This is a genomic window from Klenkia sp. PcliD-1-E, assembly GCF_024124375.1.
In the GTDB taxonomy this organism is placed as follows: domain Bacteria; phylum Actinomycetota; class Actinomycetes; order Mycobacteriales; family Geodermatophilaceae; genus Klenkia.
Window position 1 is genome coordinate 1 of the sequence record NZ_JAMXRZ010000059.1, and the last position, 26446, is coordinate 26446.

26 protein-coding genes are annotated in these 26446 nt (G+C 74.8%); 14 read left to right on the forward strand and 12 right to left on the reverse strand.

The features are described 5' to 3' along the window. The 3 genes from NH342_RS12985 to NH342_RS12995 all read right to left on the reverse strand — a co-directional run. On the reverse strand, positions 1-872 hold an 872-nt coding region (locus tag NH342_RS12985), incomplete at its 3' end, for a hypothetical protein (protein WP_253015298.1). After that, positions 869-1519, reverse strand: a complete 651-nt coding sequence (locus NH342_RS12990; protein ID WP_253015299.1) for an ABC transporter ATP-binding protein — start codon at positions 1517-1519, stop codon at positions 869-871. The genes NH342_RS12985 and NH342_RS12990, both read right to left, overlap by 4 nt. A 23-nt stretch (positions 1520-1542) precedes the next feature. After that, the gene (locus NH342_RS12995; RefSeq protein ID WP_253015300.1) at positions 1543-2406 is read right to left on the reverse strand and encodes an ABC transporter ATP-binding protein; all 864 of its coding nucleotides are present in this window, start codon (positions 2404-2406) and stop codon (positions 1543-1545) included. Between the two features lie 68 nt (positions 2407-2474). Here NH342_RS12995 and NH342_RS13000 point away from each other — a divergent pair, with 68 nt between their 5' ends. Beyond that, positions 2475-3587: a spore photoproduct lyase family protein gene (locus NH342_RS13000; protein WP_253015301.1), complete on the forward strand. Its 1113-nt coding sequence runs from the start codon at positions 2475-2477 to the stop codon at positions 3585-3587. Here NH342_RS13000 and NH342_RS13005 read toward each other — a convergent pair. Beyond that, positions 3584-4066 (reverse strand): GNAT family N-acetyltransferase, encoded by a 483-nt coding sequence (locus NH342_RS13005; RefSeq protein ID WP_253015302.1) that lies wholly within the window; start codon positions 4064-4066, stop codon positions 3584-3586. The genes NH342_RS13000 and NH342_RS13005 overlap by 4 nt on opposite strands. A 167-nt stretch (positions 4067-4233) precedes the next feature. Here NH342_RS13005 and NH342_RS13010 point away from each other — a divergent pair, with 167 nt between their 5' ends. After that, a complete protein-coding gene (locus NH342_RS13010) occupies positions 4234-4509 on the forward strand; it encodes an isoamylase early set domain-containing protein (RefSeq protein WP_091062206.1) in 276 nt (91 codons plus the stop codon). Between the two features lie 59 nt (positions 4510-4568). On the opposite strand, the gene NH342_RS13015 is transcribed toward NH342_RS13010, so the two are convergent. Both NH342_RS13015 and NH342_RS13020 read right to left on the reverse strand, forming a co-directional pair. Continuing rightward, positions 4569-5792 (reverse strand): acyl-CoA desaturase, encoded by a 1224-nt coding sequence (locus NH342_RS13015; protein ID WP_253015303.1) that lies wholly within the window; start codon positions 5790-5792, stop codon positions 4569-4571. Positions 5793-5815: 23 nt separating this feature from the next. After that, a complete protein-coding gene (locus NH342_RS13020) occupies positions 5816-6895 on the reverse strand; it encodes a ferredoxin reductase (RefSeq protein WP_253015304.1) in 1080 nt (359 codons plus the stop codon). A 121-nt stretch (positions 6896-7016) separates the two neighbouring features. Here NH342_RS13020 and NH342_RS13025 point away from each other — a divergent pair, with 121 nt between their 5' ends. After that, positions 7017-8162, forward strand: coding sequence for a CdaR family transcriptional regulator (locus NH342_RS13025; protein ID WP_253015305.1), 1146 nt, complete (start codon positions 7017-7019; stop codon positions 8160-8162). Here NH342_RS13025 and NH342_RS13030 read toward each other — a convergent pair. Next, positions 8159-9724, reverse strand: a complete 1566-nt coding sequence (locus tag NH342_RS13030) for a class I SAM-dependent methyltransferase (protein ID WP_253015306.1) — start codon at positions 9722-9724, stop codon at positions 8159-8161. The two genes, NH342_RS13025 and NH342_RS13030, sit on opposite strands and share 4 nt — an antisense overlap. A 15-nt stretch (positions 9725-9739) precedes the next feature. On the opposite strand from NH342_RS13030, the gene NH342_RS13035 reads away from it, so the two are divergent. After that, positions 9740-10375: a dihydrofolate reductase family protein gene (locus tag NH342_RS13035; RefSeq protein WP_253015307.1), complete on the forward strand. Its 636-nt coding sequence runs from the start codon at positions 9740-9742 to the stop codon at positions 10373-10375. A gap of 1 nt (position 10376) precedes the next feature. Here NH342_RS13035 and NH342_RS13040 read toward each other — a convergent pair whose 3' ends face one another. Beyond that, entirely contained in the window at positions 10377-11009 is a 633-nt protein-coding gene (locus NH342_RS13040) for a DUF6518 family protein (RefSeq protein WP_253015308.1), read from the reverse strand. A gap of 157 nt (positions 11010-11166) precedes the next feature. Here NH342_RS13040 and NH342_RS13045 point away from each other — a divergent pair, with 157 nt between their 5' ends. The 3 genes from NH342_RS13045 to NH342_RS13055 are packed head-to-tail and all read left to right on the forward strand — an operon-like array spanning position 11167 to position 14870. Continuing rightward, positions 11167-13014, forward strand: coding sequence for a DUF222 domain-containing protein (locus tag NH342_RS13045; protein WP_253015309.1), 1848 nt, complete (start codon positions 11167-11169; stop codon positions 13012-13014). A 60-nt stretch (positions 13015-13074) separates the two neighbouring features. Beyond that, positions 13075-13647 carry a hypothetical protein gene (locus NH342_RS13050; protein ID WP_253015310.1) on the forward strand — a complete coding sequence of 191 codons (573 nt, stop codon included), beginning with the start codon at positions 13075-13077 and terminating at the stop codon, positions 13645-13647. A 47-nt stretch (positions 13648-13694) separates the two neighbouring features. Continuing rightward, complete coding sequence (locus tag NH342_RS13055; protein ID WP_253015311.1) at positions 13695-14870, forward strand: MFS transporter; 1176 nt, start codon at positions 13695-13697, stop codon at positions 14868-14870. A gap of 82 nt (positions 14871-14952) precedes the next feature. Here NH342_RS13055 and NH342_RS13060 read toward each other — a convergent pair whose 3' ends face one another. Further along, positions 14953-16368: a helix-turn-helix domain-containing protein gene (locus tag NH342_RS13060; protein ID WP_253015312.1), complete on the reverse strand. Its 1416-nt coding sequence runs from the start codon at positions 16366-16368 to the stop codon at positions 14953-14955. A gap of 141 nt (positions 16369-16509) precedes the next feature. On the opposite strand from NH342_RS13060, the gene NH342_RS13065 reads away from it, so the two are divergent. The 4 genes from NH342_RS13065 to NH342_RS13080 are packed head-to-tail and all read left to right on the forward strand — an operon-like array spanning position 16510 to position 19875. Next, entirely contained in the window at positions 16510-17559 is a 1050-nt protein-coding gene (locus NH342_RS13065; protein ID WP_253015313.1) for an amidohydrolase family protein, read from the forward strand. After that, positions 17559-18314 (forward strand): metal-sulfur cluster assembly factor, encoded by a 756-nt coding sequence (locus NH342_RS13070; protein WP_253015314.1) that lies wholly within the window; start codon positions 17559-17561, stop codon positions 18312-18314. Before NH342_RS13065 ends, NH342_RS13070 begins: the two co-directional genes overlap by 1 nt. Further along, positions 18311-19336, forward strand: coding sequence for an NAD(P)-dependent alcohol dehydrogenase (locus NH342_RS13075; RefSeq protein WP_253015315.1), 1026 nt, complete (start codon positions 18311-18313; stop codon positions 19334-19336). Before NH342_RS13070 ends, NH342_RS13075 begins: the two co-directional genes overlap by 4 nt. A gap of 14 nt (positions 19337-19350) precedes the next feature. Beyond that, entirely contained in the window at positions 19351-19875 is a 525-nt protein-coding gene (locus tag NH342_RS13080) for a DUF1097 domain-containing protein (RefSeq protein WP_253015316.1), read from the forward strand. 54 nt (positions 19876-19929) lie between these two features. Here NH342_RS13080 and NH342_RS13085 read toward each other — a convergent pair whose 3' ends face one another. Both NH342_RS13085 and NH342_RS13090 read right to left on the reverse strand, forming a co-directional pair. Further along, on the reverse strand, positions 19930-22530 hold the full coding sequence (locus NH342_RS13085) for an EAL domain-containing protein (RefSeq protein ID WP_253015317.1): 2601 nt from the start codon (positions 22528-22530) through the stop codon (positions 19930-19932). Between the two features lie 130 nt (positions 22531-22660). After that, positions 22661-23689 carry an Atu2307/SP_0267 family LLM class monooxygenase gene (locus NH342_RS13090; RefSeq protein WP_253015318.1) on the reverse strand — a complete coding sequence of 343 codons (1029 nt, stop codon included), beginning with the start codon at positions 23687-23689 and terminating at the stop codon, positions 22661-22663. Between the two features lie 69 nt (positions 23690-23758). Here NH342_RS13090 and NH342_RS13095 point away from each other — a divergent pair, with 69 nt between their 5' ends. The 3 genes from NH342_RS13095 to NH342_RS13105 are packed head-to-tail and all read left to right on the forward strand — an operon-like array spanning position 23759 to position 26113. Then, a complete protein-coding gene (locus NH342_RS13095; RefSeq protein WP_253015319.1) occupies positions 23759-24565 on the forward strand; it encodes a hypothetical protein in 807 nt (268 codons plus the stop codon). A 25-nt stretch (positions 24566-24590) separates the two neighbouring features. After that, positions 24591-25634 carry a Gfo/Idh/MocA family oxidoreductase gene (locus NH342_RS13100; RefSeq protein WP_253015320.1) on the forward strand — a complete coding sequence of 348 codons (1044 nt, stop codon included), beginning with the start codon at positions 24591-24593 and terminating at the stop codon, positions 25632-25634. Further along, complete coding sequence (locus NH342_RS13105) at positions 25631-26113, forward strand: nucleoside deaminase (protein ID WP_253015321.1); 483 nt, start codon at positions 25631-25633, stop codon at positions 26111-26113. Before NH342_RS13100 ends, NH342_RS13105 begins: the two co-directional genes overlap by 4 nt. A gap of 22 nt (positions 26114-26135) precedes the next feature. Here NH342_RS13105 and NH342_RS13110 read toward each other — a convergent pair whose 3' ends face one another. Continuing rightward, positions 26136-26351: a cold-shock protein gene (locus NH342_RS13110; protein ID WP_253015322.1), complete on the reverse strand. Its 216-nt coding sequence runs from the start codon at positions 26349-26351 to the stop codon at positions 26136-26138. Positions 26352-26446 lie beyond the last annotated feature (95 nt).

A 26446-nucleotide genomic window follows, 5' to 3' on the forward strand; every position in this document is an offset into this window, starting at 1 on the left:
GCCGCCTGCTGGTCGGCGACGTCGGCCAGCGTGCCGGCCAGCGGGTCCACCACCCGGCTGGTCCCCTGGGTGGCCGACCGGACCGCGCCGGGCAGGCCGGCCAGCCGGTCGGCCAGGTCGGCGGGGGCGGCGACGGCGTCCGGGGCGGCGCGCAGGGCGACCCGCTCCACCCCTGGCCCGGCGGCGAGCAGGGTGGCCGGGTCGACCAGGAAGGGCCCCGCGGCCGGCAGCCGCACCGAGCCGAAGACGCCGAACTCCAGGTCGGGCACCGTGCCGGCGCCGTCGAGCCGGTCCAGGTCCCACGCCCCCGCACGGGGCTGCACGAGCCCGACCACCTGCACGGTGACCGGCGCGGTGTCGGCGGCGCCCTCCAGCCCGGTGCTGGGCGCGAGCTCCACCGCATCGCCCACCTGCAGATCCAGCGCCTCGGCCGCGGCCACCGGCAACGCCGCGGGCCACGCCCCACCCGCGGGTGCACCGGGCCAGCTGCCGGCGACCAGGTCGGCCCGGGCGGTGAGGTCGTCGACGCCGGCCAACCAGCCCAGCCGCCGTCCGTCCGGCCCGGCGGGCAGGTCGCGCAGCGTCGAGGTGGTCCAGGTCCTGGTCCGGGGGTCCAGCGGGGCCAGCGCGGCGGCCAGCTCGGCGCCGGCGGCCGCGGCGTCGGCGGCCGGGTCGGCCGGCAGGTCGGTCAGCTCGACGTCGACCCGCAGGTCCTCCGCGGGGGTGCCGGCCAGCGCGGACTGCCGGGCCCGGTCGGCGCCCGCGGTGAGCAGCAGCGCGCAGCAGGCGAGCACGACCAGGCCGCCGACGAGCACGACGAGGACGACGCCGAGCAGCCCGCGCTGGGCCCGGCTCCGCGCGAGCAGCGTCACCCCTCGACCAGCTGCCCGTCGACGACGTGCACGACCCGGTCGGCCAGCGCCACCATCACCGGGTCGTGCGTGGACACCAGCGCGGCCACGCCCTCCGCCTCCACCACACCACGGACCAGCGCCATCACCGCCAGCCCGGTCTCCCGGTCCAGCTGACCGGTGGGCTCGTCGGCGACCAACAGCCGGGGCGAGGCGGCCAACGCCCGGGCCAGGGCCACCCGCTGCTGCTGGCCACCGGAGAGCTCGTCGGGTCGTTGGGTGGCGTGCGGGGTCAGCCCGACCAGGTCCAGCAACCGGGCCACCCGCTGCTCCCGCTCGGCGGCCGGGACCCGGCGCAGCCGCAGCGGGACGCCGACGTTCTCGGCCGCGGTGAGCACCGGCACCAGGCCGAAGGTCTGGAAGACCGAGGAGACGACGTCGCGGCGCAGGGCGACCAGGCCGTCGTCGTCCAGCGCGCCGACGTCGGTGCCGGCGACGTGCACGGTGCCGGTGTCGGGCCGGTCCAGGCCGCCGACCAGGTTGAGCAGCGTCGTCTTGCCCGAGCCGGAGCGCCCGACCAGCGCGACCAGCTCGCCGGGGGCGACGGTCAGCGAGACGCCGCGCAGCGCGTGCACCGCGGCGGCGCCGCGGCCGAACGTGCGGTGCACGTCTGCCACCTCGACCAGCGGGGTCACCGGGCGCCCGCGTCCCGGTGCACGGCGACGTGGTCGGCCTCCAGGGTGAGGCGCACCCGGCGGGTCAGGTCCAGCGCGGCGCGGTAGTCCGCGGGCAGCTGCAGCCGGCCGGCCCGGTCCAGCACCGCGAACTCCTCGGCGACCACCGGGGCACCGTCGTCGGTCGGCCGGCGCAGCACCTCGCTGGAGGTGCGGCCGTCGCGGATGGCCACGGTGCGCTCGACCTGGTCGGAGACGGTGGCGTCGTGGGTGACCACCACGACCGTGGTCCCCAGGTCCCGGTTGACCTGGCGCAGCGCCCCGTAGACCTGCTGGGAGCTGGTCGTGTCCAGCTCGCCGGTGGGCTCGTCGGCCAGCAGGACGGCGGGGGCGTTGGCGAGCGCGACGGCGATGGCGACCCGCTGCTGCTCCCCGCCCGAGCAGGCGGCGGGCCGGCGGTCGGCTACGTGCGGCACGCCGACCAGATCCAGCAGCTCGGCGACGCGGGCGGCCCGGCCACGGCGGGGTGCCCCGGCGAGGGCCAGCGGGAGGCCGACGTTCTCCGCGGCGGTCAGCCAGGGCACCAGGTTCTGCGACGCCTGCTGCCGCACCAGGCCCACGACCGAGCGGCGGTAGGTCACCCGGTCCGCCCGGGACAGCGCGGTCAGGTCCCAGTCGCCGACGACGACCCGGCCGGCCGTGGGGGCGTCGGACCCGGCCAGCACCGACAGCAGTGTGGACTTGCCCGACCCGGAGGCCCCCACGACGGCGAGCACCTCGCCGTCGTCGACCACCAGGTCCAGGCCCTGCAGCGCCTGCACCTCGACCGACCCGGACCGGTGGATGCGGACCAGCGACTCGCAGACCACGAGCGCCGACACCCGCGGGATGGTAGCTGTCCCACACCGGGCACCGGAACGGACCCGGCCGCAGTGGCATGCTGGTCCCGGTGACCCAGCCCAGCCTGTTCGACGACCTCGAGGCCGCCGCCGAGGTCCCCGTCGAGCACCCGCTGCTCGACGTCCGGCGGATCTGGGCCGAGCCCGCCGCCGCGGCCTCGCCGCGGGGCCGTCAGGTGCTGGCCCGGTTCCCGGCCGCGGAGGTCGTCGAGGTGGCCAGCCACTGGGCGGTGCCCGAGCTGCACGGCAACGCGGGCAACGTCGACCGCTGGGTGCGGGTCAAGACCGAGAACCTGGTGCTGGGGGTCAAGAAGTCGATCGCCACCCGGGAGAACGGCCGGTCGGCGAACTGGATCGCGCCGTCGACCGCGAACGGGTGCGCGATGGCCTGCGCCTACTGCTACGTGCCGCGCCGCAAGGGCTACGCCAACCCGATCACCGTCTTCACCAACATCGACCAGATCACCGCCCACCTGCGCCGGCACGTGGCGAAGCTGGGCCCCAAGCCCGAGCCCGACCAGTGCGACCCGGCCGCCTGGGTCTACGACATCGGCGAGAACGGCGACTGTTCCGTGGACGCCGTGGTCAGCGACAACGTGGCCGACCTGGTCGCCACCTTCGCCGAGCTGCCCACGGCCAAGGCGTCTTTCGCCACCAAGTGGGTCAACCGGTCACTGCTGGACCTGGACCCGCGCGGGCGCACCCGCATCCGGTTCTCCGTGATGCCCGACGTCGACGCCCGGCTGCTGGACATCCGCACCAGCCGGGTCGCGGACCGCATCGCCGCCGCCGACGACTTCGTCGCGGCCGGCTACGAGGTGCACCTGAACCTGTCCCCCGTCGTCCTGCGGGAGGGCTGGGAGGCCGACTGGACGGCGCTGCTGCAGCAGCTGTCCGACGTGCTGGCACCGGCGACCCGCGACCAGGCCGCCGCCGAGGTGATCATGCTGACGCACAACGAGGCGCTGCACGAGGTCAACCTGGGCTGGCACCCGCAGGCCGAGGCGGCGCTGTGGCGGCCGGACCTGCAGGAGCCCAAGGTCTCGCAGAACGGCCAGGTCAACGTCCGCTACCGCGCCGACGTGAAGCGGGCGGCGGTGGCCCGGCTGCGCGCGCTCGTCGCCCAGCACGCGCCCTGGCTGACGGTGCGCTACGCCTTCTAGAGCCCGAGCCGGTAGACCAGCAGGTCGATGCCGGGCAGCAGCGACCAGTCCCGCTCGGGCAGCCGGGTGAACCCCAGCCGCTCGTAGAGCCGGTGCGCGGCGTGCATCCGGGGGTCGGTGGACAGCACCACCGTGGTCTTCCCCGCCGCGGCGGCGCGCTGCAGGCACGCGCGGACCAGCGCCTCGCCGATGCCCCGTCCACGCACCGTCGCGTCGACCACCAGCATCCGGAACGCGGCCTCGTCGGGGCCCTCGGTGACCTCGCCGAACTCGCCGTCCAGCACCAGCGCGACGCTGCCCACGAGGACGCCGTCCAGCCGGGCCACCAGCAGCTCCGACTTCGCGGCCCGGCCGGCGACGTCGGCCAGCTGCACCTGGTACTCCGGGCCGGCCCAGCCCTGCGAGGTGTAGGTCGAGACGGTGAGGTCGGCGATGGCCGGCCAGTCGGTCTCCCGGGCGGGCTCCACGACGAGGGTCACGGGGCGCGACGGTAGACGGCGTTCCCCATCCGTCACTCGGGTCCCACTCCGGTGTGGCGAACGGACCGGTCCCGCCGTCGTCCCTAGGTTCGTGGGCACCCCGCAGGACCGGCCGCCGAAGCCCGGACCGACACCACCCCGCGCCCACCGCACCCCCGGAGAGCACCGTGATCCGTCTCAAGAAGTCCCCCTCCGACGTCGCCGTCACCTTCGCCCTCGAGGAGCAGGCCGTGCCCGGCCCGGTCTCCGTCGTCGGCGACTTCAACGGCTGGACGCCCGGCACCCACACGCTGAAGAAGCGCAGCAACGGCACCCGCAGCGTCGTGGTGAAGCTGCCCGCCGGCGAGCCCGTCCGCTTCCGCTACCTCGCCGACGGCGGTGTGTGGCTGGACGACCCGACCGCGCACGCCCACGACGAGCAGGGCTCGCTGCTGCACCTCTGAGCCCCGACGCACGACGGCCCCCACCCGGTTCGGGTGGGGGCCGTTCTGCGTGCGGCCGATCAGGCGGCGAGGGCCTGCTCTGCCTGCGCACGCTGCTTGCGGTCGTAGGCGCGACGCACCTTCGGGCCGCCGGTGGTCAGCTTGTACAGCTGCGCCACCTGCTGCGGGGCGTTCTTCGCGGTGGTCGCGGACATCCAGCCGTTGGGCAGCGACAGCCGGAAGACCTTGTGCCAGGCGCTGGCGACCTGCTTGGGCAGCGACGCGGTGTGGTAGCGCAGGCCGTACTCGTCGAAGATCGCCTTCACCTTCGGCGCGATCTCGGCGTAGCGGTTGCTCGGCAGGTCCGGGAACAGGTGGTGCTCCACCTGGTGGGACAGGTTGCCGGTCATCACGTGCATGGCCTTGGAGCCGGAGATGTTGGCCGAGCCCAGCATCTGGCGCAGGTACCACTCACCGCGGGTCTCGCCCTCGATGGAGGTCTTCTCGTAGGTCTCGACGCCCTCGGGGAAGTGCCCGCACATGATCACCGAGTGCGACCACAGGTTGCGCACCAGGTTGGCCACGAAGTTGGCGGCCAGGGTCGGCACGAAGCTCGGGCCCGACAGCGCCGGGTGCACCAGGTAGTCCTTGGTGGCCTGCTTGCGGATCTTCTTCAGCACCTGCTTGGCGGCGGCCTTGAACGCCGGGTCGCTGCGCCGCTCCTTGGTGGCCAGGTTCTTGCCCAGCTCCAGGTCGTAGGCGGCGATGCCGTACTCGAAGAAGCACGCGTTGACGAAGTTCCACAGCGGCTGCGCCAGGTACAGCGGGATCCACTTCTGGTCCTCGTCGACCCGCATGATCCCGTAGCCGAGGTCGTTGTCCTTGCCGACGACGTTGGTGTACGTGTGGTGCAGCTCGTTGTGCGAGTGCTTCCACTGCTCGGCAGGGCTGGCCATGTCCCACTCCCACGTCGTGGAGTGGATCTTCGGGTCGCGCATCCAGTCCCACTGGCCGTGCAGGATGTTGTGGCCGATCTCCATGTTCTCGAGGATCTTGGCCACGCTCAGGCCCGCCGTCCCCAGGACCCAGGCCGGGGGGAACGTGCTCAGCAGCAGGACCGCGCGGCTGGCCAGCTCGATCTTGCGCTGGACGTCGATGACGCGGCGGATGTAGGCGGCGTCGTCGGCACCGCGGCTGTCGACGACCTCCTGCCGGATGGCGTCCAGCCGGCGGCCGATCTCCTCGATGTCCTCGGCGGACAGGTGCGCGACGGGGTTGTCGGCCTTCTTCTGCAGGACGGTCACGTTCGTCTCCTCGTCGTCGGGGGTCAGTGGTCGATGTCGCAGGCGCCGGCGGCGGCGCTGATGCAGGTCTGCACCAGCACGCCGTCACCGGGGGCGGCAACGGTGAGCTCGCCGTTGCGGATGTCGCGGACGGCGCCCTCCCGCAGCGGGAGGACGCAGCCGTAGCAGATGCCCATCCGGCAGCCGCTGGGCATGATCAGCCCGGCCTCCTCGGCGGCGTCCAGGATCGGCGTCGCGCCGTCGGACTCCACGGTGGTACCGGTCTGGTTGTAGGTGACCGCGCCGCCCTCGCCGGTGACGAGCACCCGCGGGCGGAACTGCTCGATCAGCAGCCGGTCGGCGATGCCCTCGGCGGCCCAGTGCTCCTCGAGGGCCTCGAGCAGGCCGGCCGGGCCGCAGGCCCACGTCGTCCGCTCGTGCAGGTCGGGGACGAGCTCGGCGAGCTCGGCGGGCTTGAGGAAGCCGTCGCGCTCGGTGTGCCGCTCGACCAGCCGCAGCCGGCCGGCGGCCGCCATGGCCCGCAGCTCGTCGCCGAAGACGACGTCCTCGGCGGTGGGGGCCGAGTGCACGAGGACGGCGTCGGGCAGCTCGTCGAGGTGGTTGCGCAGCATGCCCATGACCGGGGTGATGCCGGACCCGGCGGTGACGAACAGCGCCTTGGCCGGCCGGGCCTCGGGGAGGGTGAACTCACCGGTGGCCTGGTCGAGCTGGACGACGGTGCCCGGCTGCAGCTCGCGGACGACGTGGGTGCTGACCTTCCCGTCGGGGATGGCCTTCACGCAGATGCTGATCGTGCCGTCGGTGGCCGCGCGGTCGGAGGTCACCGAGTAGGCGCGCCACTGGCGGACGCCGTCGACGTCGACCCCGATGCGGATGTACTGGCCGGGGACGTGCTCGCGCCAGCCGCGACCGGGCTTGATGACCACGGTGACGGCGTCGGCGGTCTCGTGGCGCTTGGCCACGACCTTGCCGCGCAGGTCGGCCCCGCTGCGCAGGGGGGCGAACAGGTCCAGGTAGTCCCGGGGCAGCAACGGGGTGGTCGCCGCCTCCACGAGACGGGAGACCCGGTCGCGCAGGCCCAGGCGGGGTCCGGTCGAGGTCATGCAACTAACTGTGCCTGATCATCCGGGAGGAATCCTGTGCCGTGGACGTGAATCGGGGAGTATGTTTTCACTCTTCGCGAACAACGATGCCGGGAACCTCCGGAGCAGGGAGGACGTCCCGGTGACCAAGCCGACCACGCTGTCCGTGGACGTCGCCCGGTCCATCAGGAGGGGCCTGCCGAAGGTCGCCGAGGACACGGTCGCGGCCATCGTCGAGGAGGTACCGGCCTACGCCGGCGCCTACTCCGACGGCATGAGCGCCATCATCGACAACGCCGTGCAGCTGGCCCTGGGCGGGTTCCTGGAGCTGGCCACCACCCGCGGCGCAGCGGCCGCCGACACCCCCATCCAGCCCGCGCTCGACGCCTCCTACAAGCTCGGCCGGGGCGAGGCACGCGGCGGGCGATCGATGGACGCGCTGCTCGGCGCCTTCCGGGTCGGGGCCCGGGTGGCCTTCCGCGGGCTGGCGGAGGAGGCGGTGGCCGCCGGGCTGTCGGCGGCGCAGCTGGCCCGCTTCGCCGAGCTGGTGTTCGCCTACATCGACGCCCTGTCCGCGGCCAGCGTCTCGGGCCACGCCGAGGAGCTGCAGACCACCGGCCGGGCCCGGGCGCGGGAGCTGGACAAGCTGGGCCTCCGGTTGCTCGCCGGGGCGCCGCAGGACGAGCTGGTGGCCGCTGCCGAACGCGCCGGGTGGACCCCGCCGCGCACGCTCACCGCCGTCCTCGTGCCCGGGGGGCGGGTGCGCGGCGCGCTGGCCGTGCTGGACCCGGCCACCCTGCAGCCCGGGGACGACGAGCCCGCCGTCCTGCTGGTGCCCGACGTCGAGGGACCGGGGCGACCCGCGCTGCTGCGGGCGCTGGAGGGCCGCGAGGCCGTCGTCGGCCCGCCCCGGCCCTGGTGGGACGTCGCCGCCTCGCACCGCCGCGCGACCCGGGTGGCCGAGCTGGGCGGGGTGGGGGACGGCCCGGCGGTGGACACCCAGCAGCGGCTGTGCGAGCTGGTGCTGCACGCCGACGAGGACGCCCTCGCCGACCTGCGCGCCGCGGCGCTCGCCCCGTTGCAGGACCTGTCGGACAGCTCTCGGGAGAAGCTCACCGAGACGCTGCGCTCGTGGCTGCTGCACCACGGCCGCCGCGAGGCGGTGGCCGCAGAGCTGTTCGTGCACCCGCAGACCGTCCGCTACCGCATGGGTCAGCTGCGCGACCTCTACGGCGACCGGCTCGAGGACCCGCGCACGGTCCTGGAGCTGACCCTGGCCCTGGCCTAGGGGCTCTCGGGCAGCCGGGCCACGAGCAGGATGTGCGTGTCGGGCCAGTCGATCTGCTCGCCGGTGTCCGGGTCCAGCAGCTGGGCGACCGGGGCGAGCACGTTCTCCACCAGCCACTCGTTGCGCCAGGGCCCCGAGCGGGGGTCGACCTCGAAGCCCGCGTCGGTCACCAGCCGCGCCCAGCCGTCGCCGTCCAGGTCGCAGAACCGCTCGTGGGTCTCGCTGAGCCAGTTGTCGGTGTAGCTGCGCTTGGTCAGGAACTCCATGGCGTCGGCCAGGGAGAGCAGGACGTCGTCGCCGTCGGTGTCGACGGGGTAGGCGACGCCGGCGTTCGCCCGGAAGTCGACGGCGAACTGGTCGAACCGGGCCCGGGTGGAGAGGGCCTCGAGATGGGCCTGCGGGTCGGGCAGGGCGGCCAGGTCGACCGGGGCGTGCGCCGTCCCGTCGTCCGTGCGCAGCCGCAGCCGGACCCGCCGGTCCCCGCCGGCCGGGCCGCAGACGTCGGAGTTCACCCACACCCCGCCGGGCGCGGTGTGCCGGGCGATCTCGCGGGCCAGCCGCTGCAGGGCGGGGACGCCGTCGCCGTAGCTGGAGATCTCGTGGGTGAGCGCGAAGGTGGTCGTGGTGTCGACGGTGCCGGGCGGGAAGACCGGCCCGGTGAGCACGTTCGCCTGCACGAAGAACGTGTTCGGGTTGGCCGCGAACGCGCCCTGGGCCCTGCGGTGCTCGCACTCGTCGAACAGGTGCCGGGCGACCTCGACGCCGAAGAGGTCCGACTCGTGCAACGTCGGCTCGGCGGCGGCCAGCTCCAGCATCGCGCCGGTGGCGCAGCCGATGTCGACGATCCGGCCCGGGCGGACCCAGGGCCGGGCCTGGTCCCACTTGCGCTGCGCGGCGGACTCGAAGGCGGCGATGTAGGAGCGGTACTCCCGGGTCGCGGTGAGCCCGCCCTCGTCCCCGACGACGGGGTCGGTGCTGATGGTGGCGATGGCCTCGACCAGGCCGTAGCGGTCCAGCACCGAGACCGTCGCCGGGTGGGCCAGCTCCCGCCAGCGCTCGTCGCCGGCCACGAGCATCCCGAGCACGTCCCAGGGCCGGGCGGGCTCGCCGTCGGCGCCGGCCTCGACCGGGACGACGCGGTGGCCCAGGGCGCGGTACATCGCGGTGACGGCGGCGGTCGAACAGGCGACGACGGTGTCGGCCGGGGTCGGGGTGCGGCGTCCGCCGGTCTCGTGCGCGACCGTCTTGATGGTCAGCTCGGCGAACCGGTCGGTGGGCGCGACGTCGACGACCCCGACCACCAGGCTCTCGATGCCCTCGGCGAGGGCGAACCGCTCGATCGCGGCCTCCCGACGGGCGGCGGGGACGGGGTTGCGGCGGGTGCCGCGGTGGTTGGCCGACGTGACCGCCCACACGACGACGGCGTCCTCGGCCACCGCGACCGGCTCGCCCTCGGTGTCGGTGCACCCGCCGGCCAGCAGGGCGTGCAGGTAGTCGGCCTGGAACCGGGTCAGGACGTGGTGGCGACCGGGCAGCAGGACGGTGCGGAAGGGCGCGCTCACGGGTTGGATGGTGCCGTGCTCCGGGTGCAGAACCTCACGGTGTCCGCCGACGGCTACGGCTCGGGCGAGGGCCAGAGCCGGGAACGGCCGTTCGGCACGGCGGACCCCGGCGAGCTCATGTCGTGGTTCTTCCCGACCGCCTCCTTCCCCGGGCGCTCCGACGGCAGCGGCACCCGGGGGCTGGACGACCTGTTCGCGCGGGACTTCGCGCACGGCATCGGTGCCGAGATCATGGGCGCGAACAAGTTCTCGCCGCACCGCGGGCCGTGGACCGACCTGTCGTGGCAGGGGTGGTGGGGCGACGAGCCACCGTTCCGGACCCCGGTGTTCGTGTGGACCCACCACCTGCGGCCCTCCTTCACCCTCGGGGAGACCACGTTCCACTTCGTGTCCGGGACGCCGGACGAGGTGCTGGCGCAGGCGACCGAGGCGGCCGGGGGACTCGACGTCCGGCTGGGCGGGGGCGCGGCGTCGGTGCGGGCGTTCCTGGACGCGGGCCTGGTCGACACCCTGCACGTCGCGGTCGCGCCGGTGACCATCGGCGCCGGGTCCCGGCTGTGGACCTCGCCGTCCGAGCTGGAGGACCGCTACCAGCACGAGGAGGTGCCGAGCCCGACCGGCCGGGCCGTGCACCACCTCTTCTGGCGCTGAGCTACAGCAGGAGCTGCTCCAGCAGGTCGGGGGCCGACACCAGGGCGGTGCCGACGAGCGCGCACGGCACGGCGCAGGCCAGGACGGCGAGCAGCTGGCGGCGGGAGCGGGCGCCGAGGACCAGCACCACCACGATGCCGACCGCGGCGAGCAGCAGCACGGCGGGATCAGGTGAGTAGGTGATGGTCCGGCGCGCGGCGTCGGCGACCAGCAGCCCCGCCGCCGCGGCGGTGGCGAGGGTGCCGGGCAGGTCCGCGCGGCCGATGTGGGAGAACACCCACCCGAGCAGCGGGCCGGCGATGCAGGCGAGGACCAGCCACTGGGTCAGGACCGCCAGGTTCACCGAGTACGGCATGCCCGGGTACTCGACGGCGTACATGACGTCCTTGCCGACGTAGAACGCGGTGACGGCGGCGGCCAGTCCGGTCGTGGACGCGACGACGGCGGGGCGCCACGGCCGGCGGGCGGACACCAGGACCACGAGCAGGATCCAGAGGCCGAAGGTGTGCGACAGCTCCCTGTAGGTGTCGCCGTAGTACGCCCAGGCCGCGAACCCGCCGGTCAGCAATCCCCCGAGGGCGGCCCGCACGCCGAGCAGGGCGGTTCCGTCGCGGTCCTGCAGCTGCTCGGTCACAGGAGGCACCTCCGGTGCGGTCGGGTACCGCATCCTGCACCCTGCATGCGTCCCGCGGTGGGAGTCGGCGGGGCCGACCTGGCTCGAGCAGTTCCCCATCGGTGCAGCCGCTGCTCACGGGGCCCGAATTGTCGTACCCCCGTGGTGAAGTGCTGGTATGGCGTTGAAGGGGCGGTTCGCGGTCGCGGTGACGACCCGGTTCACCCCGGAGGGCTGGGTCGAACCGGATCTGCCCCCGATCCCCCCGGTGCCCCCGTTGACCGAGTCGGCGGCCCTGTTCGGGCTCGAGGGCGCCGCGCTGGACGACGAGCTGGCCTCGGTCCGGGCCAAGCGGTCCGAGCTGGCGGCCTACGAGGCCGGGCTGATCGAGCGCAAGGCCACCCTGGGTGCCCGGCACCGGCTGCCGTTGCTGCCGGGTGCCCGCACCGACGTCGGCGGCGGCGATGACCTGGGTGCGCAGGCCGACGATTATTTCCTGCCCGACGAGGTCGCCGTGCTGCTGCGCTGCAGCGTCGCCTCTGCCCGGCACCTGGTGGCTGACGCGCTGGTGCTGGTCCGTCAGCTGCCTGATGTCTGGGACGCCCTGGCCGATGGCCGCATCGACGAGTCCCGCGCCCGGGTCATCGTGCAGGAGCTGCGGTGGCAGGCCGCCGGGGTGGGCGGGCCGCACGCCGACGAGGACATCACCGCCCTGGCCGCCCGCGCCATCGGCCGGGCCGAGCGGGGCTGCCTATCCACCACCTTGCGCGGGCGGCTGCAGGCCGGGCTGGTCGCCGCCGACCCCGACGCCGCCGACGCACGCCGGGAGACGAGGGTGCGCGCCGGGGACGTCACCAGCACCCCCACCGGCGATGGCACCGTCGACCTGCACGCCACCGGCGTCCCCGCCGAACGCGCGGCGCTGATCCGGGCCCAGCTGACCGCCTACGCCCGCAAGCTCAAGGCCGACGGCGACCGGCGACCGCTGGGCGCGCTGCGTGTCGCGGTCATGGACGCCCTGCTCATCCGTCCCTGGGAGCGGCCCGACCCCGGGGTCGCCCACGTCACCATCACCGCCGACCTGCGCGACCCCGTCGACCCCGACCAGCTCACCGCCCTGCGCGACCTCGTCACCGCCGACGACCCCACCACCGACACCCAGGCGACCGGTGAGCAGCCGAACGGTGAGGAGGCCATCAGCACCGGCCATCCCGCCGAGGACGACGCCGGACCGACCGCTGGCAGCTCGACCGGCATCGCCGCCGACGAACCGGGCCACGCCAGCGCCGCCGCCACCGACAGACCTGCCGGGGATACACCGTCCCAGCCCGAGACGGCTGCCCCGGATCCATCGCACCCCGAGCCAGCTGCGCAGGACGCCTCTGCCCAGGACACCTCCCCCTCGGACCCCGTCGTGCACGGCAGCGGCCGGCACGACAGCGGCGGGGTGGGCGACGTCAACGGCTCCCCGGTCACCCCAGCCGCGGTGAGGGAATTGCAGCGCACCGTCGACGCCCTCGGGCTGACCGACCCCGCCGTTGGTGACCTCACCTTCGCCCTCACCGACCGCGGCCGGGTCCTCGCCGTCGCCTCACCGGCCGAGCTGGCCACCGCCGCCCGCACCGGCACCGGCCTCGGACCCCCACACCCGACCGACGGCTACACCCCCACCGCAGCCCAGTACCGCTACCTGCGAGCCCGCGACCGTCACTGCCGTTTCCCCGGCTGCCGCCGCCCCGCCGCCACCTGCGACGCCGACCACGTCGTCCCCTACGACCACCACGACCCCGCTACCGGCGGACCCAGCAGCGTCGACAACCTGGCCCTGCTCTGCCGGCACCACCACCGGCTCAAGACCCACGCCCCCGGCTGGGCCTTCACCCTCGACCCCGACGGCACCCTCGTGGTCACCACCCCCGGCGGCACCACCCTCACCACCCGGCCACCCGGCATCGACCACGTCCTCGACCTGATCAGCCCACCCTCACCACCTCACGACCCCGCCGCCGACCCGGCCCCCTTCTGAGTCGACGGAGGGGAGAGCGCCGGGCGCCGTTGAGCCGGCACCGCCGCTACGGTGCGCGGCATGGTGGACCTCGACCGCGCCACGCAGGTGTTCGGGTTCGACGGGGAGCACCGCCAGGAAGCCGACCAGTACCGCGAGCTCCTCGACCCCGGGCTGGTCCACGCCGACTTCAGCGATCCCGACCACGTCTTCCTCGTCACCGTCCGCCAGGTCCCCCGACAGCGTCTGCTCGACGAGCCCCGGGACGTGCTGCGGACTCCAGGGGGCCTGGTCATCCGGCTGCTTCAGGTGGAGGTGGCCAACCACGTCACCGTCACCGTGTCGGCCGCAGGGCCGGTCGCCGACGCAGCCGCCGCTGGCTACCGAGCCGCCCTCGACGCCTGGGAAGTTGCCCCCGGTGGCGAACCTCCGGCCTTCCCCGCCGAGGGTTTCTCCCCGTCGCAGGTCCAGCTGCGCGACGACGTCGGCACCCGCTACGCCTGGACCAGCGCGGAGACCGGCCACCCCGAGGACCCGTGGCGCTACGTCCTCCGCTCCCGCCCGACACCACCCCCGGACGCGCGGCGGCTGACCGTTCGGCTCGTCGACGGCGAGACGGTCCATCTGGACCTGCCGCCCTGGTCGGGGACCTGACCCGCACCGTCGCTGAGCGCCGGCTGAGCACGTGCGACCATCCGGCGGTGACGGACGGGGGTCGGGAACCGCTGCCCCGCGAGGTCAAGGTCCTCGCCGTCGTCGCGTTCGTGGTGGCCCTCGGGTTCGGCATCGTCGCCCCCGCCATCCCCATCTACGTCCGGTCCTTCGGCGTCGGCGGCACCGCGGTCGGGCTCGCGGTCAGCTCCTTCGCGTTCTTCCGGTTCGTCTCCGCTTTCGGCGGCGGCGCGCTGGTGGAGCGGTTCGGGGAACGGCTGGTCCTCACCGCGGGCCTGGTCGTCGTCGCGCTCACCACCGGCGCCGCGGGGCTGGTCGACCACTTCCCCGCGTTCCTCGCGCTGCGCTCGGCGGGCGGTGTCGGCAGCGCCATGTTCACCGTCGCCGCGCTCTCCCTGCTGCTGCGGGTCGCCCCGCCCGAGCACCGGGGCCGGTCGGCGGCCACCTTCCAGGGCGGGTTCATCCTCGGCGGCATCGTCGGCCCGGCCGCCGGCGGACTGCTGGCCGCCCTCTCCCCCCGCCTGCCGTTCCTGCTCTACGCCGGCTTCCTGCTGCTGGCCGGCGCCGTCGCCCTGGCCATGCTGCGCGCACCGGCCACGCAGACCCCGACCACGGACACGCCGCAGTCCGCTCCTCCGCTGCCGCTTGCCGCCGCCCTGCGCAACCGCGCCTACGTCGCCGCGCTGGCCGTCAACTTCGGAGTCGGGTGGATGCTGTTCGGCGTCCGCAACTCCCTCGTCCCGCTCTACGTCACCGAGGACCTCGGCCGCACCGTCGCCTGGGCCGGCGCCGGACTGCTGGTCGGCTCGGTCGCCCAGGCCGCCGGCCTGCTGCGCTCGGGCCGGCTGGTCGACGGGTGGGGGCGCCGCCCCTCGCTGGTGCTGGGCAGCGCGCTGACCACCGGCTCCGTCGCGCTGCTGGCCGGCCCGCCGAGCACCGCGGTCTTCCTGGTCTCCATGGCGGTCTTCGGTCTCGGGGCCTCCCTGCTCGCCAGCGCCCCCGCCGCCCTGGTCGCCGACGTCAGCCCGGCCCGCGGCGGCCGGGTGGTCGCGGTCTTCCAGATGGCCTCCGACCTCGGCGGCATCCTGGGCCCGCTGGCCGCCGGCGCGCTGACCGACGCGGTGGACTACCAGCTCGCCTTCGGCGTCACCGCCGCCGTCCTCGCCGCGGGTCTCGTGGCCGCTCTCGCCCTCCCCCGCCGTTGACCCTGCAGTTCGGCAACGCCACCACGCCGCTCCACGGCGCGCCGCCGTTGCCGTTCTGCATGGTCAACGTGGAGGTGGCGGCTCAGCGACCCGGGATCTGCAGGTCGTACTGGCGGATCTTGCGGTAGAGCGTCGCCCGGGAGATGCCCAGCTCCTCCGCCGCGTGCACCGCCGTCGCGCCCGGCACGGTCAGGCAGCGGAGGATCTCGTCCCGCTCCAGCTGCTCCAGGCGGCTCAGCGCCCGCCCGCCCGACGTCAGCACCGACGGCGGCAGGTGCGCGAGGTCGACGACGTCGGTGCGGCCGGCCGCCTCCCGGACGACGGCGCGCAGCTCGCGCACGTTCTCCGGCCACCGGTGCCCCTCCAGCGCCCGCACCGCGCGCGGGGTGAACTGCACGTCGCGGTGCCGGAGCTCGCGGGCGAAGGACCGGGCCAACGGGACGACGTCCTCCGGGCGGTGCCGCAGCGGCGGCACCTCCACGACGGCGTCGACGAGCCCGGCCAGCCGGTCGGGCAGCCCGTCGAAGGACCCGGCGGTGAGCACCAGGGGCGGCACCGCGCCGGGCCGTACCGCACCCGCCAGCTGGTCGGCCGCCCACGCCGGCAACGTGTCCGCACCCGCCACCACGACGCAGGTGTCCGGCGCGGCCAGCGCCGGCACCCACAGGGCCAGCCACGCGTCGACGTCCGCGGCCCCGGGCGGGCGGGCCACCAGCACCCGCTCCCGCCGGGCCAGGGCGTGGCGGGACAGCGCGGCCACCGCCGACTTCCCGGTCCCCGGCTCCCCCACCACCGTGACCAGCCGGCCGGCCCGCACCGCGTCCCGGGCGGCACCGACCGCACCCGTCCAGGCCCGGGAGGAGGCGACGTCGCCGGCGGCCAGCCGGTCGGTGACCACGTGGAAGACCTCCCCGCGCGGTTGCGGCCGGGCCAGCGCTCCGCCGGCGCGGGACTGCATCAGCGCCGCGGTGTTGCCCGCGGCCGACTGCGCCAGGGCGAGCAGCAGGTCGGAGTGCCCGGTCGACCAGGTGGTCATGTTGATGCTGCCGAGCAGGTCCCCCGACCGCGGGTCCAGCACCGGCACCGCCGCGCAGGTGTAGCGCCGCAGCGGGGCCACGAAGTGCTCGCCCGACCGCACCAGGGACGGCGCCCGGTCGGCCAGCGCCAGGGCCAGCCCGTTGGTCCCCGCCGTCCGCTCGCCGAAGTAGAAGCCCGGGGCCAGGTGAACCCGGTCCAGCGACCGGACCATGTCGCCGTCGACCGACCAGCGGGCCAGCACCAGTCCCTCGTGGTCGGTCATCATCAGCCCGACCGGCTCGGTGCCCAGGGTGTCGTGCAGTGCACCGAGGACCTCGGCGCCGCAACGGAAGAACAGCGACCCGGTGTCGACGTCGCCGGTGAAGACCGGCTCGACCTCCTCCGGCGAGACGCCGTAGCGCTCGCTGCGCGCCCACGAGGCGCGCACCCGGGGACGGACAGCGTCCAGATCGTGGTCCACGCGCACCCCCCGGGTCAGTGGCGCCCAACCTACCTGCAGTGACCCGCGTCTCAAAGTGAGACACATGGCCAGGTCAGCACCCCGCCACCCCGACCTAGCGTCGGCCCCGAGCGTGACCCAGCTCCCACCGCAGGAGGAACCGTGTACAGCAAGGACGGCAACGACTACTTCGTCGTGGACGCGCACATCGCGCTCTGGGACGCCCGCCCCGAGAACCAGCTCAACGTCCAGGGCAAGCAGTTCATCGACTGCTTCTACGACTACCACCGCAACCTGTCCCCGGAGTCCGAGGTCTGGGGCTACGAGGAGTACCTCTACCAGGGCGGCGAGCGGCTGATGCGCGACGTCTTCGCCGACGGCATCGTCGACCACGCGATCTTCCAGCCGGCCCGGCTCGGCGAGTTCTACAGGAACGGCTTCGGCCAGACCGAGGAGGCCTTCGCCCTCGCCCAGGCCCACCCGGACAAGCTGACCTACAACCACTACTGGGACCCCCGCGACGGCGAGGCCGGGCTGGACAAGCTCCGGGAGAACGCCGAGCGCATGCACCTCAAGGGCGTCAAGCTCTACACCGCCGACTGGCACGGCGACAGCCGCGGCTGGAAGCTGCACGACCCGATGGCCTACAAGTACTTCGAGGCCTGCCGCGAACTCGGCATCAGGAACATCCACATCCACAAGGGCCCCACCATCCGCCCGCTGGACCGCGACGCCTTCGACGTCGCCGACGTGGACCACGTGGCCACCGACTTCACCGACCTGAACTTCATCGTCGAGCACGTCGGCCTGCCGCGGCTGGAGGACTTCTGCTGGATCGCCACCCAGGAGCCCAACGTCTACGGCGGCCTGGCGGTGGCCATCCCCTTCATCCACACCCGGCCGCGCTACTTCGCCCAGATCATGGGTGAGCTCCTCTACTGGATCGGTGAGGACCGGATCCTGTTCTCCAGCGACTACGCGCTGTGGACGCCGAAGTGGCTGGTCGAGAAGTTCGTGGACTTCCAGATCCCCGAGGACATGACCGAGTACGCGCCCATCAGCACCGACCAGAAGCGCAAGGTGCTCGGCCTCAACGCCGCCGAGCTCTACGACATCCCGGTGCCGGAGAACCTCCGTGTGGCCGAGGCCGACGCCACCGACACCGGCCCGCGCGACCCCGACGCCGCCGACAAGAACCTGGCGATGGCCTGATGACGGCGGTCCTGACGGGCGTCACCGAGGCAGCGGTCCGCGAGGCGCTGGGCAGCGTCGTCGACCCCGAGCTGGACGAGCCGATCACCGACCTCGGCTTCGTCCGCTCGGTGGCCGTCGACGGTGCCGACGTCGAGGTGCACCTGCGGCTGCCCACCTCGTTCTGCGCGCCCAACTTCGCCTGGCTGATGGTCAGCGACGCCCGGGACGCCGTGCGCGGCGTCCCGGGGGTGGGCCGGGTGGTCATCGAGCTCGACGACCACCACGACTCCGACCTGATCAACGCGGGCCTGGCCGCCGACGCCGACTACCGCGGCACCTTCGGCCACGAGGCCGAGGACTCCCTCGACGAGCTGCGGGCCACCTTCCACCGCAAGGCGCACACCGCCGCGATGGAGCGGGTGCTCACCAGCTGGGTGCGGGCCGACCCGGCCCGCACCGAGGACGACGTCGCCGCCGTCCGGCTGGGTGACCTCCCCGCCGGGAAGGAGACCGACTCCCTGCTGTCCAGGCGCACGGCGCTCGGGTTGCCCACCGACCCGGCGTCGCTCGTGCTGCTCACCCCCGAGGGCACCCCACCGGCGCCCGATCAGGTCGCCCTCACGTTCCGCAAGGCCCGGTCGGTGCGCGTCTCCGTCGACGGCAACGCGCACTTCTGCCGCGGCCTGCTCACCACCCGCTACCCCGGCTCGGAGGCCGACCAGGTCTTCCGGCCGTCCATCGACACGACCCTGCCCCTGGAGGTGCTCCGATGAAGGCCGTCCGCGTGACCGGCTACCACCAGAAGCTCGAGCTCACCGATGTCGACAAGCCCGAGGTGACCGGTCCGCACGACGTCGTCGTCAAGATCGGCGGCGCCGGCGTCTGCCGGACCGACCTGCACATCCTCGAGGGCCAGTGGGCCGAGAAGAGCCAGGTCCAGCTGCCGTACACGATCGGCCACGAGAACGCCGGCTGGGTCGACTCGGTCGGCTCGGCGGTCACCAACGTCGCCCCCGGCGACAAGGTGATCCTGCACCCGCTCATCACCTGCGGGCTGTGCCGCGCCTGCCGCTTCGGCGACGACGTGCACTGCGAGAACTCGGCCTTCCCCGGCATCGACACCAACGGTGGCTACGCCGAGTACCTGAAGACCTCGGCCCGCAGCTGCGTGAAGATCGACGACGCCCTGGAGCCGGCCGACGTGGCGGCGCTGGCCGACGCCGGCCTCACCGCCTACCACGCGGTGGCCAAGGCGGCCCGCCGCCTGCACCCGGGTGACCGGCTGGTGATGATCGGCTCCGGCGGGCTGGGCCACATCGGCATCCAGGTGGCCAGGGCGCTGACCCCGGCCGAGCTGATCGTCATCGACCGCAACCCCGACGCGCTGAAGCTCGCGGAGTCCATCGGCGCCGACCGGGGCGTGCTGGCCGACGGCAGCCAGGTCGAGCAGGTGCTGGAGCTCACCGACGGGCACGGCGCCGAGGTCGTCGTCGACTTCGTCGGCGAGAACGGCTCCACGAAGGAGGGCCTGGCGATGACGCGGCGGGCCGGTGACTACTCGGTGGTCGGCTACGGCGAGAACGTCGACGTCCCGACCATCGACCTGGTCTCCACCGAGGTCAACGTCATCGGCAACCTGGTCGGCTCCTACAACGACCTAGTCGAGCTCATGGCGCTGGCCGCCGCGGGCCGGGTCACGCTGCACACCCAGAAGTACGGCCTGGACGACTTCCAGACGGCCGTCGAGGACCTGGACAACGGCCGCGTCCGCGGCCGCGCCATCCTCATTCCCTGAAAGGGAGGGACGCGATGAAGCGTCTCGTCGCCCTCGGCATCTCCATCGGGGTGCTCGCCGGGCTGTTCACCTGGGTCGCCGGGTCGATCACGGCCATCGGGTCGCTCACCGCGCCCCTCGTGGTGTGGGTCGGGTTCGCCGCCTGGGCGGTGTTCTACGCCGCCGGGGGCCGGACCGCCGGCCTGGTGTCGACGCTGGGCTCCACGCTCAGCGGGCTGGTGTGGGGGTGGCTGATCCTGAAGGCCACCCTGGGGATCAGCGCGGCCGGTTCGCCGGCCGTGCTGGGGCTGATGGTGGCGATCGGGGCGTTCGCGATGTGCGTCCAGGCCGGGGTGAAGCCGCTGGCGTTCATCCCCGGTGCCTTCATCGGCGCGGCGTGCTTCTTCGGCAACGGCGGGCTGTTCTGGGCGACGGCCATCTCGCTGGTCGGCGGCGCGCTGCTGGCCTGGCTGTCCGAGGTGCTCGGGGACGTCGTCGAGCGGGCCCTGGGCGGGACCTCGACGGCGGCACCGGCCGCCGGGGAGAAGGCCACCGCCTGAACCGCGCACGGAGCACGGGCCCGGTCCCCCGCGGGGCCGGGCCCGTGCTGCGCCTCAGGCGACCGGCACGCCGGCGGCGAACAGCCGACCGGCCTCCGCCGCCGGCAGCGGGGCCGAGAGGTGGAAGCCCTGCGCCGCGTCGCAGGCCTCGGACGCCAGCCGGCCCAGGGCCTCGGCGTCCTCCACGCCCTCGGCGACCACGGTCAGTCCGCTGGCGTGCGCCGTGGCCACCATGAGCGCGACCAGCCGCTGGTCGGCGGGGTCGGTGGACAGGAAGCGGCCGTCGACCTTGAGGGTGTCCACCGGCAGGTGCCGCAGGGCACCGATCGAGGTGGTGCCGGTGCCGTAGTCGTCCAGCGCCACCGACACCCCCACCGCACGCAGCGCGGCGAGCTGGGCGAGCAGCACCGGGGACTCCACCACGGCGGACTCGGCCACCTCCAGCACCAGGCAGCGGGCCGGCACCCCGGCGTAGGCCAGGGTGGCGACCACGGTGTCGGTGATCCGGGGGTCGCTGAGGGTGCGGGCCGAGAGGTTGACCGCCACCCGGACGTCGCTGTCGCCCCCGGCGCCGTCCCGCCAGGCGCCGAGCTGGTCGACCGCGAAGCGCAGCACCCAGCGGTCCAGCTCGCAGATCAGGTCCGACTGCTCGGCCACCGGGACGAACGCGTCCGGGCTGAGCAGGCCCGCGCCGGGGCGGTCCCAGCGGGCCAGGGCCTCGAACCCGACCAGGTCGCCGGAGGCCACGTCGAGCACCGGCTGGTACAGCACGTGCACCTCCCCCTCGGCCAGGCCGCGGCGCAGGGCCTCCTCCACGTCCCGGCGCTCGTCCATGTGCGCCCGCAACCGGTCGTCGAAGACCTCCACGCGGCCGCGACCGGAGTGCTTCGCCCGGTAGACGGCGGCGTCGGCCTGGGCGAGCAGCTCGTCGCCGTCCACCTCGCCGTCCTGCGCGACCGCCACCCCCACGCTCGCGCCCACGGCCACCGGCCGGTGGCCGCTGGCGGTGGCCACGACCAGCGGCTCGGACACCGCGGCCACCAGCCGCTCGCCCAGGGCGACCAGCTCGGCGACGTCGGAGACGGCCTCCACCAGCACGACGAACTCGTCGCCGCCCAGCCGGCAGACGGTGTCCCCGGCGCGGGCCTGCTCGCGCATCCGGGCGCCGACCGCCTGCAGGACCGCGTCGCCGGCGGCATGGCCGGCCCGGTCGTTGACGCCCTTGAACCCGTCGAGGTCGACGAACAGCAGGCCGGTGGCCGCACCGGCCCGGCGGGCCCGGTGCAGCGCCGCGGTGGTGAGCTCCAGGGCCCGGGCGCGGTTGGGCAGGTCGGTGAGCGGGTCGTGCGCGGCCTGGTGGCTCAGCGCGGTCTGCAGCCGGTCCCGCTGGCGCAGCGAGGTGACCAGCTGCTCCACCGAGGCGTGCAGCACCTCGCCCAGCGGGCCGGGCAGCGGCTCGTCGAGGACCGGGTCGGCGAGGTCGCCACGCGCCACGGCGCGGGCCTGGGCCTGCACCCGGCGCAGGCTGCCGACCGCAGCACCCAGGGCGCGGCCGACCGAGCGGACCTCGCGGGGCCCGGCCACGTCGACGTCCACCAGCCGGCCCTGGCTGACCTCGTCGGCCTGGTCGGACAACCGCCGCAGCGCGCGGGTCACCCGCCGGCCCACCAGGGCCAGCACGGCACCCGTGCCGAGCACGGCCAGCACGGCCACCACCGCGGTGGTGTCGCGCTCGGCCGCGGCCCGGTCGCCGTCGGCCGCGGCCGACCGGGCAGCGACGTCGACGGCGTCGGCGAGCACCTGGTTGGTCTGCTGGGTGAGGGCGGCCGCGGCGAGCACCGTGCTCTGCAGCTCGAGGAGGCTGCGCACCCCGTCACCCCCGCGTGCCGCCCGCGTCAGCACGTCGTCGACGAGCACGGCCTCGGGGGTGCCGGCCAGCGCGAGGGCCTCGGCCCGCAGACCGGCGTCGGTCAGCGTGGTCAGCGAGCCCCGGGCCAGGGCCACGGCGCCGTGCGAGAGCAGCCAGTCCCACTGCCGCTCGGGGCCCACCGGGGTGTCGGCGTACAGCAGCCACCCCAGGTAGTCCACGACGTCGGGGCTGAGCGTCGCGGTGAGGTCGGCGAGCAACCGCACGTCGCGGATGGCGGCCACGGTGCCGGTGCTGGTGGCCGCGCTCGCCGCGGACACCACGATGGCGTTCTGCCGCTCGTGCAGGCGGGCCGAGACGCCGGTCCAGCCGGCCCGCAGAGTGGTGGGGTCCGGGGACGTCGCGGAGTCCAGGGCGGCCCGCAGCTCGGCGACCTGCTCCTGGGCGGCCCGCGCCGCGCCGGCGGCCGCCGGCAGGGCGGCCGCCCGGTCGAGCTGGGTGTCGGTCTCGGTCCGGACGCGGTCGGCGGCCTCGCTCACCTGGTCGGCCACCAGGGCGGAGAACCCCGGCGTGATGCCGAGGGCGGCGCGCGCGGAGGGTGCATCGAGGGCCGCCGCCACGACCAGGACGAGGAGCTCCTGGTCGACGGCGGCGGAGGCGCGGGCGAGCTGTCCGTAGGCGCGGACCTGGTCCGCGGCCTGCGTGGACGCCTCGGCCGAGTCGGCCGCGCGAGCGGCGAGGACCACCGCGAAGGCGGTCAGGCTGCTCAGCGGGAGCAGCACGAGCACCAGGAGCAGCGCCCACAGCGGCGTCCCCCGGCGTCCCCGGGCGGACGGTCGGTTCCGAGTCCACACGGACCGGATGTCGGCGGGCCGGGGGCGCCCCTTGAGCGGCGCCCCCCGCCTTCACCCGCGGGGGTCAGGCGTCGGCGACCAGGGGCGCGACCTCGGTGCCCAGCAGCTCGATCCCGCGCAGCAGGTCGGCGTGCGCCAGCCGGGGGTTGGTCATCTGCACCGAGAGCCGGTCCACGCCGCCGAGCTGGTCGGAGATCCGCCGGATCTTCTCCGCCACCGTCTGCGGCGACCCCATGAAGAACGCGCCGTCCGGGCCGGAGGTGGCGTCGAACTGCGCGCGGGTGGGCTGCCGGAAGCCGCGCTCGCGGCTGATCTTGGCGAACATCTCGTGCCAGCCCGGGTAGATGGTGTCCGCGGCGGCCTCGGTGCTCTCCGCGACGTAGCCGAACACGTGCAGGCCGACCTGCAGCTGCTCGGGGGCGTGCCCGGCCTGGGCGCCGGCGCGCCGGTAGAGGTCGACCAGCGGGGCGAACTGGCGGGGCTCGCCGCCGATGATGGCCACCATCAGGGGCAGGCCGAGCAGACCGGCGCGGGCGAAGGATTCCGGGCTGCCGCCGACGCCGACCCAGATGGGCAGCTGCTCCTGCGCGGGGCGGGGGTACACGCCCTGGCCGGTGAGGGCGGGGCGGTGCTGCCCCGACCAGGTGACCCGCTCGGACTCCCGGATCTGCAGCAGCAGCTCCAGCTTCTCGGTGAACAGCGAGTCGTAGTCCGACAGGGCCAGGCCGAACAGCGGGAAGGCCTCGGTGAACGAGCCGCGGCCCACGACCAGGTCGGTGCGCCCGCCCGAGATCAGGTCCAGCGTGGCGAACTGCTGGAACACCCGGACCGGGTCGGCCGCGGACAGCACGGTGACGGCGCTGCCCAGCCGGATCCGCTCGGTGCGGGCGGCCGCGGCGGCCAGGATGATCGCCGGCGCGGAGTCGTAGTACTCGGGCCGGTGGTGCTCGCCGATGCCGAAGGAGTACAGCCCGACCTGGTCGGCCAGCGCGATCTCCTCGAGCAGGTGGGCCATCCGCTGCTGCGGCCCGACTGCCTCCCCGGTGGTCGGGTCGGTGACCGCTGCGACGAAGCTGTCGATGCCGATGTGCATGGCCCCATGGTAGTCAAACGTTCAACCGTTTCGCCACCCCCTCCCGTCGGCGCGGTACCGTTCCCGCCCATGCGGGCTCGACGGGGTGCCCTCGCCGTGCTGGCGGGGCTGGTGGTCGGTGCGCTGGGCGCGCCGGGCGCCGCGGCCGCGGCACCCGGGGACGGCGGGGTCGGCTACGACGTGTCCTACCCCCAGTGCGACCAGCCGCTGCCGGCCGTGGCCGCCTTCGGCGTCGTGGGCGTCAACGGCGGCCTGGCCACCACGGTCAACCCCTGCCTGGAGCAGCAGCTCACCTGGGCCGCCGGGCTCGGGCCGGTGCAGGTCTACGTGAACACCGCCAACCCCGGCCAGGTGCGCGACGCGGTGAGCACCTGGCCCGGCAGCGGCGACAGCCCCTACGGCACGTGCGACGGCGGCCCGGGGCCGGCCTGCTCCTACGTCTACGGCCGCACCCGCGCGGCGGTGGACATCCACGCGTTCCTGCTGCCCGCCGCGGCGCGCGCCGGCGTCCCCCTGGCCCCCGGTGAGCTCACCTGGTGGCTGGACGTCGAGACCGAGAACACCTGGCAGACCGGCTCGGCCGCGGCCGGGGCGGCGAACCGGGCGACCCTGGAGGGCATGGCCGACTACCTGGCCGCCACCGGTGCGCGGGTCGGGCTGTACTCCAGCGGTCAGCAGTGGGCGCAGATCGTCGGCTGGGTCCCGCCGGGGTCCTCGCTGGACGGCCTCGACAGCTGGCTGGCCGGTGCCACCGACGCGTCCGGTGCGGCGCAGCTGTGCGCGTCGCCGTCGCTGACCGCCGGCGGCGAGGTCGTCCTCGCCCAGTTCGTCACCGAGCTGGACGGCCGGCTGCTGGACCACGACCTGACCTGCTGACCGGGGACCCGGCAGACTCCCCGCCGTGGACTCCGGTGCGGTGCGGTTCGGGTTGGTCGGCTACGGCTTCGGCGGGCGGTTCTTCCACGCCCCGCTGCTGGCCGCGGCCGCGGGGGTGGAGTTCCTCGGGGTGGTGACGACGTCGGGCGAGCGCCGCGCGCAGGTGGCCGCCGACCACCCCGGCACCGCCTGCTTCGACTCCCTGCAGGCCCTCGCCGACGCCGGCGCGGAGGCGGTGGCGATCTCGACCCCGGCCGGCACGCACAGCGAGCTCACCGACGCGGCCCTGGACCTGGGCCTCGCCGTCGTCTGCGACAAGCCGTTCGCGATGGACGCCGCCGCGGCCCAGGCGTCGGTCGACCGGGCGGCCGCAGCGGGCCTGGCCCTGTCGCCCTACCAGAACCGCCGCTGGGACGCCGACTTCCTCACCGTCCGCCGGGTGGTCGCCGAGGGCGCGCTGGGCGAGGTGCGGTCGCTGGAGTCCCGGTTCGAGCGGTGGGCCCCGGGCCCGGGCCCCGGCGCGGCCGGCGGCGGCACGCTGCGCGACTTCGGCAGCCACCTGGTCGACCAGGCGCTGGTGCTGCTCGGGCCGGTGACCGGGGTGCTCGCCCGCTGGTCGGAGCGGGAGTCCGGGCTGGACGACGACGTGCTCGTGGTCCTCGACCACGCCGGCGGCGCCCGGTCGGTGCTGCAGGGCAGCTGGCGGCAGGGCGCCCCCGGTCCGCGGCTGCGGGTCACCGGCTCGGCGGCCAGCTACGTGGTCGGCACCGGGACCGACGAGCGCGGGCTGGGTGCGATGGACGGCCAGGAGGCGGCGTCCCTGGCCGGGGTCGACCCGGCGGACTGGGGCACCGAACCGCGCGAGGCGTGGGGCCGGCTGCACACCGGCGCCACCTCGGTCGAGGTGCCCAGCGAGCGCGGCGCGTGGAACACCTTCTACCCGGCCTTCGCCGACGCCGTCCGCGGCCGCGGTCCGGTGCCGGTCGACCCGCGGGACGCCGTCGCGACCGCCCGTGTGCTGGACGCCGCCCGGCGCAGCGCCGTCGAGGGCGGGATGGTGGCCCCGTGACCCTCTCCGACACCGACCGCACCCACCTGGCCCGCTGCGTCGAGCTGGCCGAGGAGGCCCTGGACGCCGGCGACGAGCCCTTCGGCTCGCTGCTGGTGGCCGCCGACGGCACCGTGCTGGCCGAGGACCGCAACCGGGTTGCCGGTGGCGACGCCACCCGGCACCCGGAGTTCGAGCTGGCCCGCTGGGCCGCCGAGCACGTGCCCGCCGACCAGCGACCCGCCGCGACCGTCTACACCTCCGGGGAGCACTGCCCGATGTGCTCGGCCGCGCACGCCTGGGTGGGCCTCGGCCGGATCGTCTACGCCAGCTCCTCGGCCCAGCTCGCGCAGTGGCTGGCCGAGCTCGGCGTCGCGCCCGGGCCCGTGGCCACCCTGCCGGTGCAGGCGGTGGCCCCGGGTACCCCGGTCGACGGCCCGGACGAGCAGCTGTCCGCGCGGGTCCGGGAGCTGCACGTCCGCCTGCACCGCCGGGGCTGACCCCGGCGGTGGGCGGCCGGGGTCAGAGCGGCTCGACCTGGTCGGCCTGCGGGCCGCGGTCGCCCTGGCTGGTGGTGAACTGCACCCGCTGGCCCTCGTCGAGTTCCCGGTAGCCACCGCGGTCGGGGATGGCCGAGAAGTGCACGAACACGTCGGCGCTGCCGTCGTCGGGGGCGATGAAGCCGAAGCCCTTGCCGGCGTTGAACCACTTGACGGTGCCCTCCTGCCCGCCCTGCAGCGGCGGCGGCACCTCGCGCGGGCCGGACTGCTGGCGCGGCCGGGCAGCCCCGCGGTCGGCGCCGCGGGAGGGGTCGCGCCGGGCCTCGCGGCGGG

What these genes read in the sequence shown, in the direction of transcription:
- NH342_RS13020 (WP_253015304.1), bottom strand. Translation starts at nt 6,895, where the DNA reads ATGACCTCGACCGGACCCCGCCTGGGCCTGCGCGACCGGGTCTCCCGT.
- NH342_RS13090 (WP_253015318.1), bottom strand. Translation starts at nt 23,689, where the DNA reads ATGCACATCGGCATCGACAGCTTCGTCGCAGCGGTCACCGACCCGACC.
- NH342_RS13075 (WP_253015315.1), top strand. Translation starts at nt 18,311, where the DNA reads ATGAAGGCCGTCCGCGTGACCGGCTACCACCAGAAGCTCGAGCTCACC.
- NH342_RS13080 (WP_253015316.1), top strand. Translation starts at nt 19,351, where the DNA reads ATGAAGCGTCTCGTCGCCCTCGGCATCTCCATCGGGGTGCTCGCCGGG.
- NH342_RS13045 (WP_253015309.1), top strand. Translation starts at nt 11,167, where the DNA reads ATGGCGTTGAAGGGGCGGTTCGCGGTCGCGGTGACGACCCGGTTCACC.
- NH342_RS13095 (WP_253015319.1), top strand. Translation starts at nt 23,759, where the DNA reads ATGCGGGCTCGACGGGGTGCCCTCGCCGTGCTGGCGGGGCTGGTGGTC.
- NH342_RS13070 (WP_253015314.1), top strand. Translation starts at nt 17,559, where the DNA reads ATGACGGCGGTCCTGACGGGCGTCACCGAGGCAGCGGTCCGCGAGGCG.
- NH342_RS13050 (WP_253015310.1), top strand. Translation starts at nt 13,075, where the DNA reads ATGGTGGACCTCGACCGCGCCACGCAGGTGTTCGGGTTCGACGGGGAG.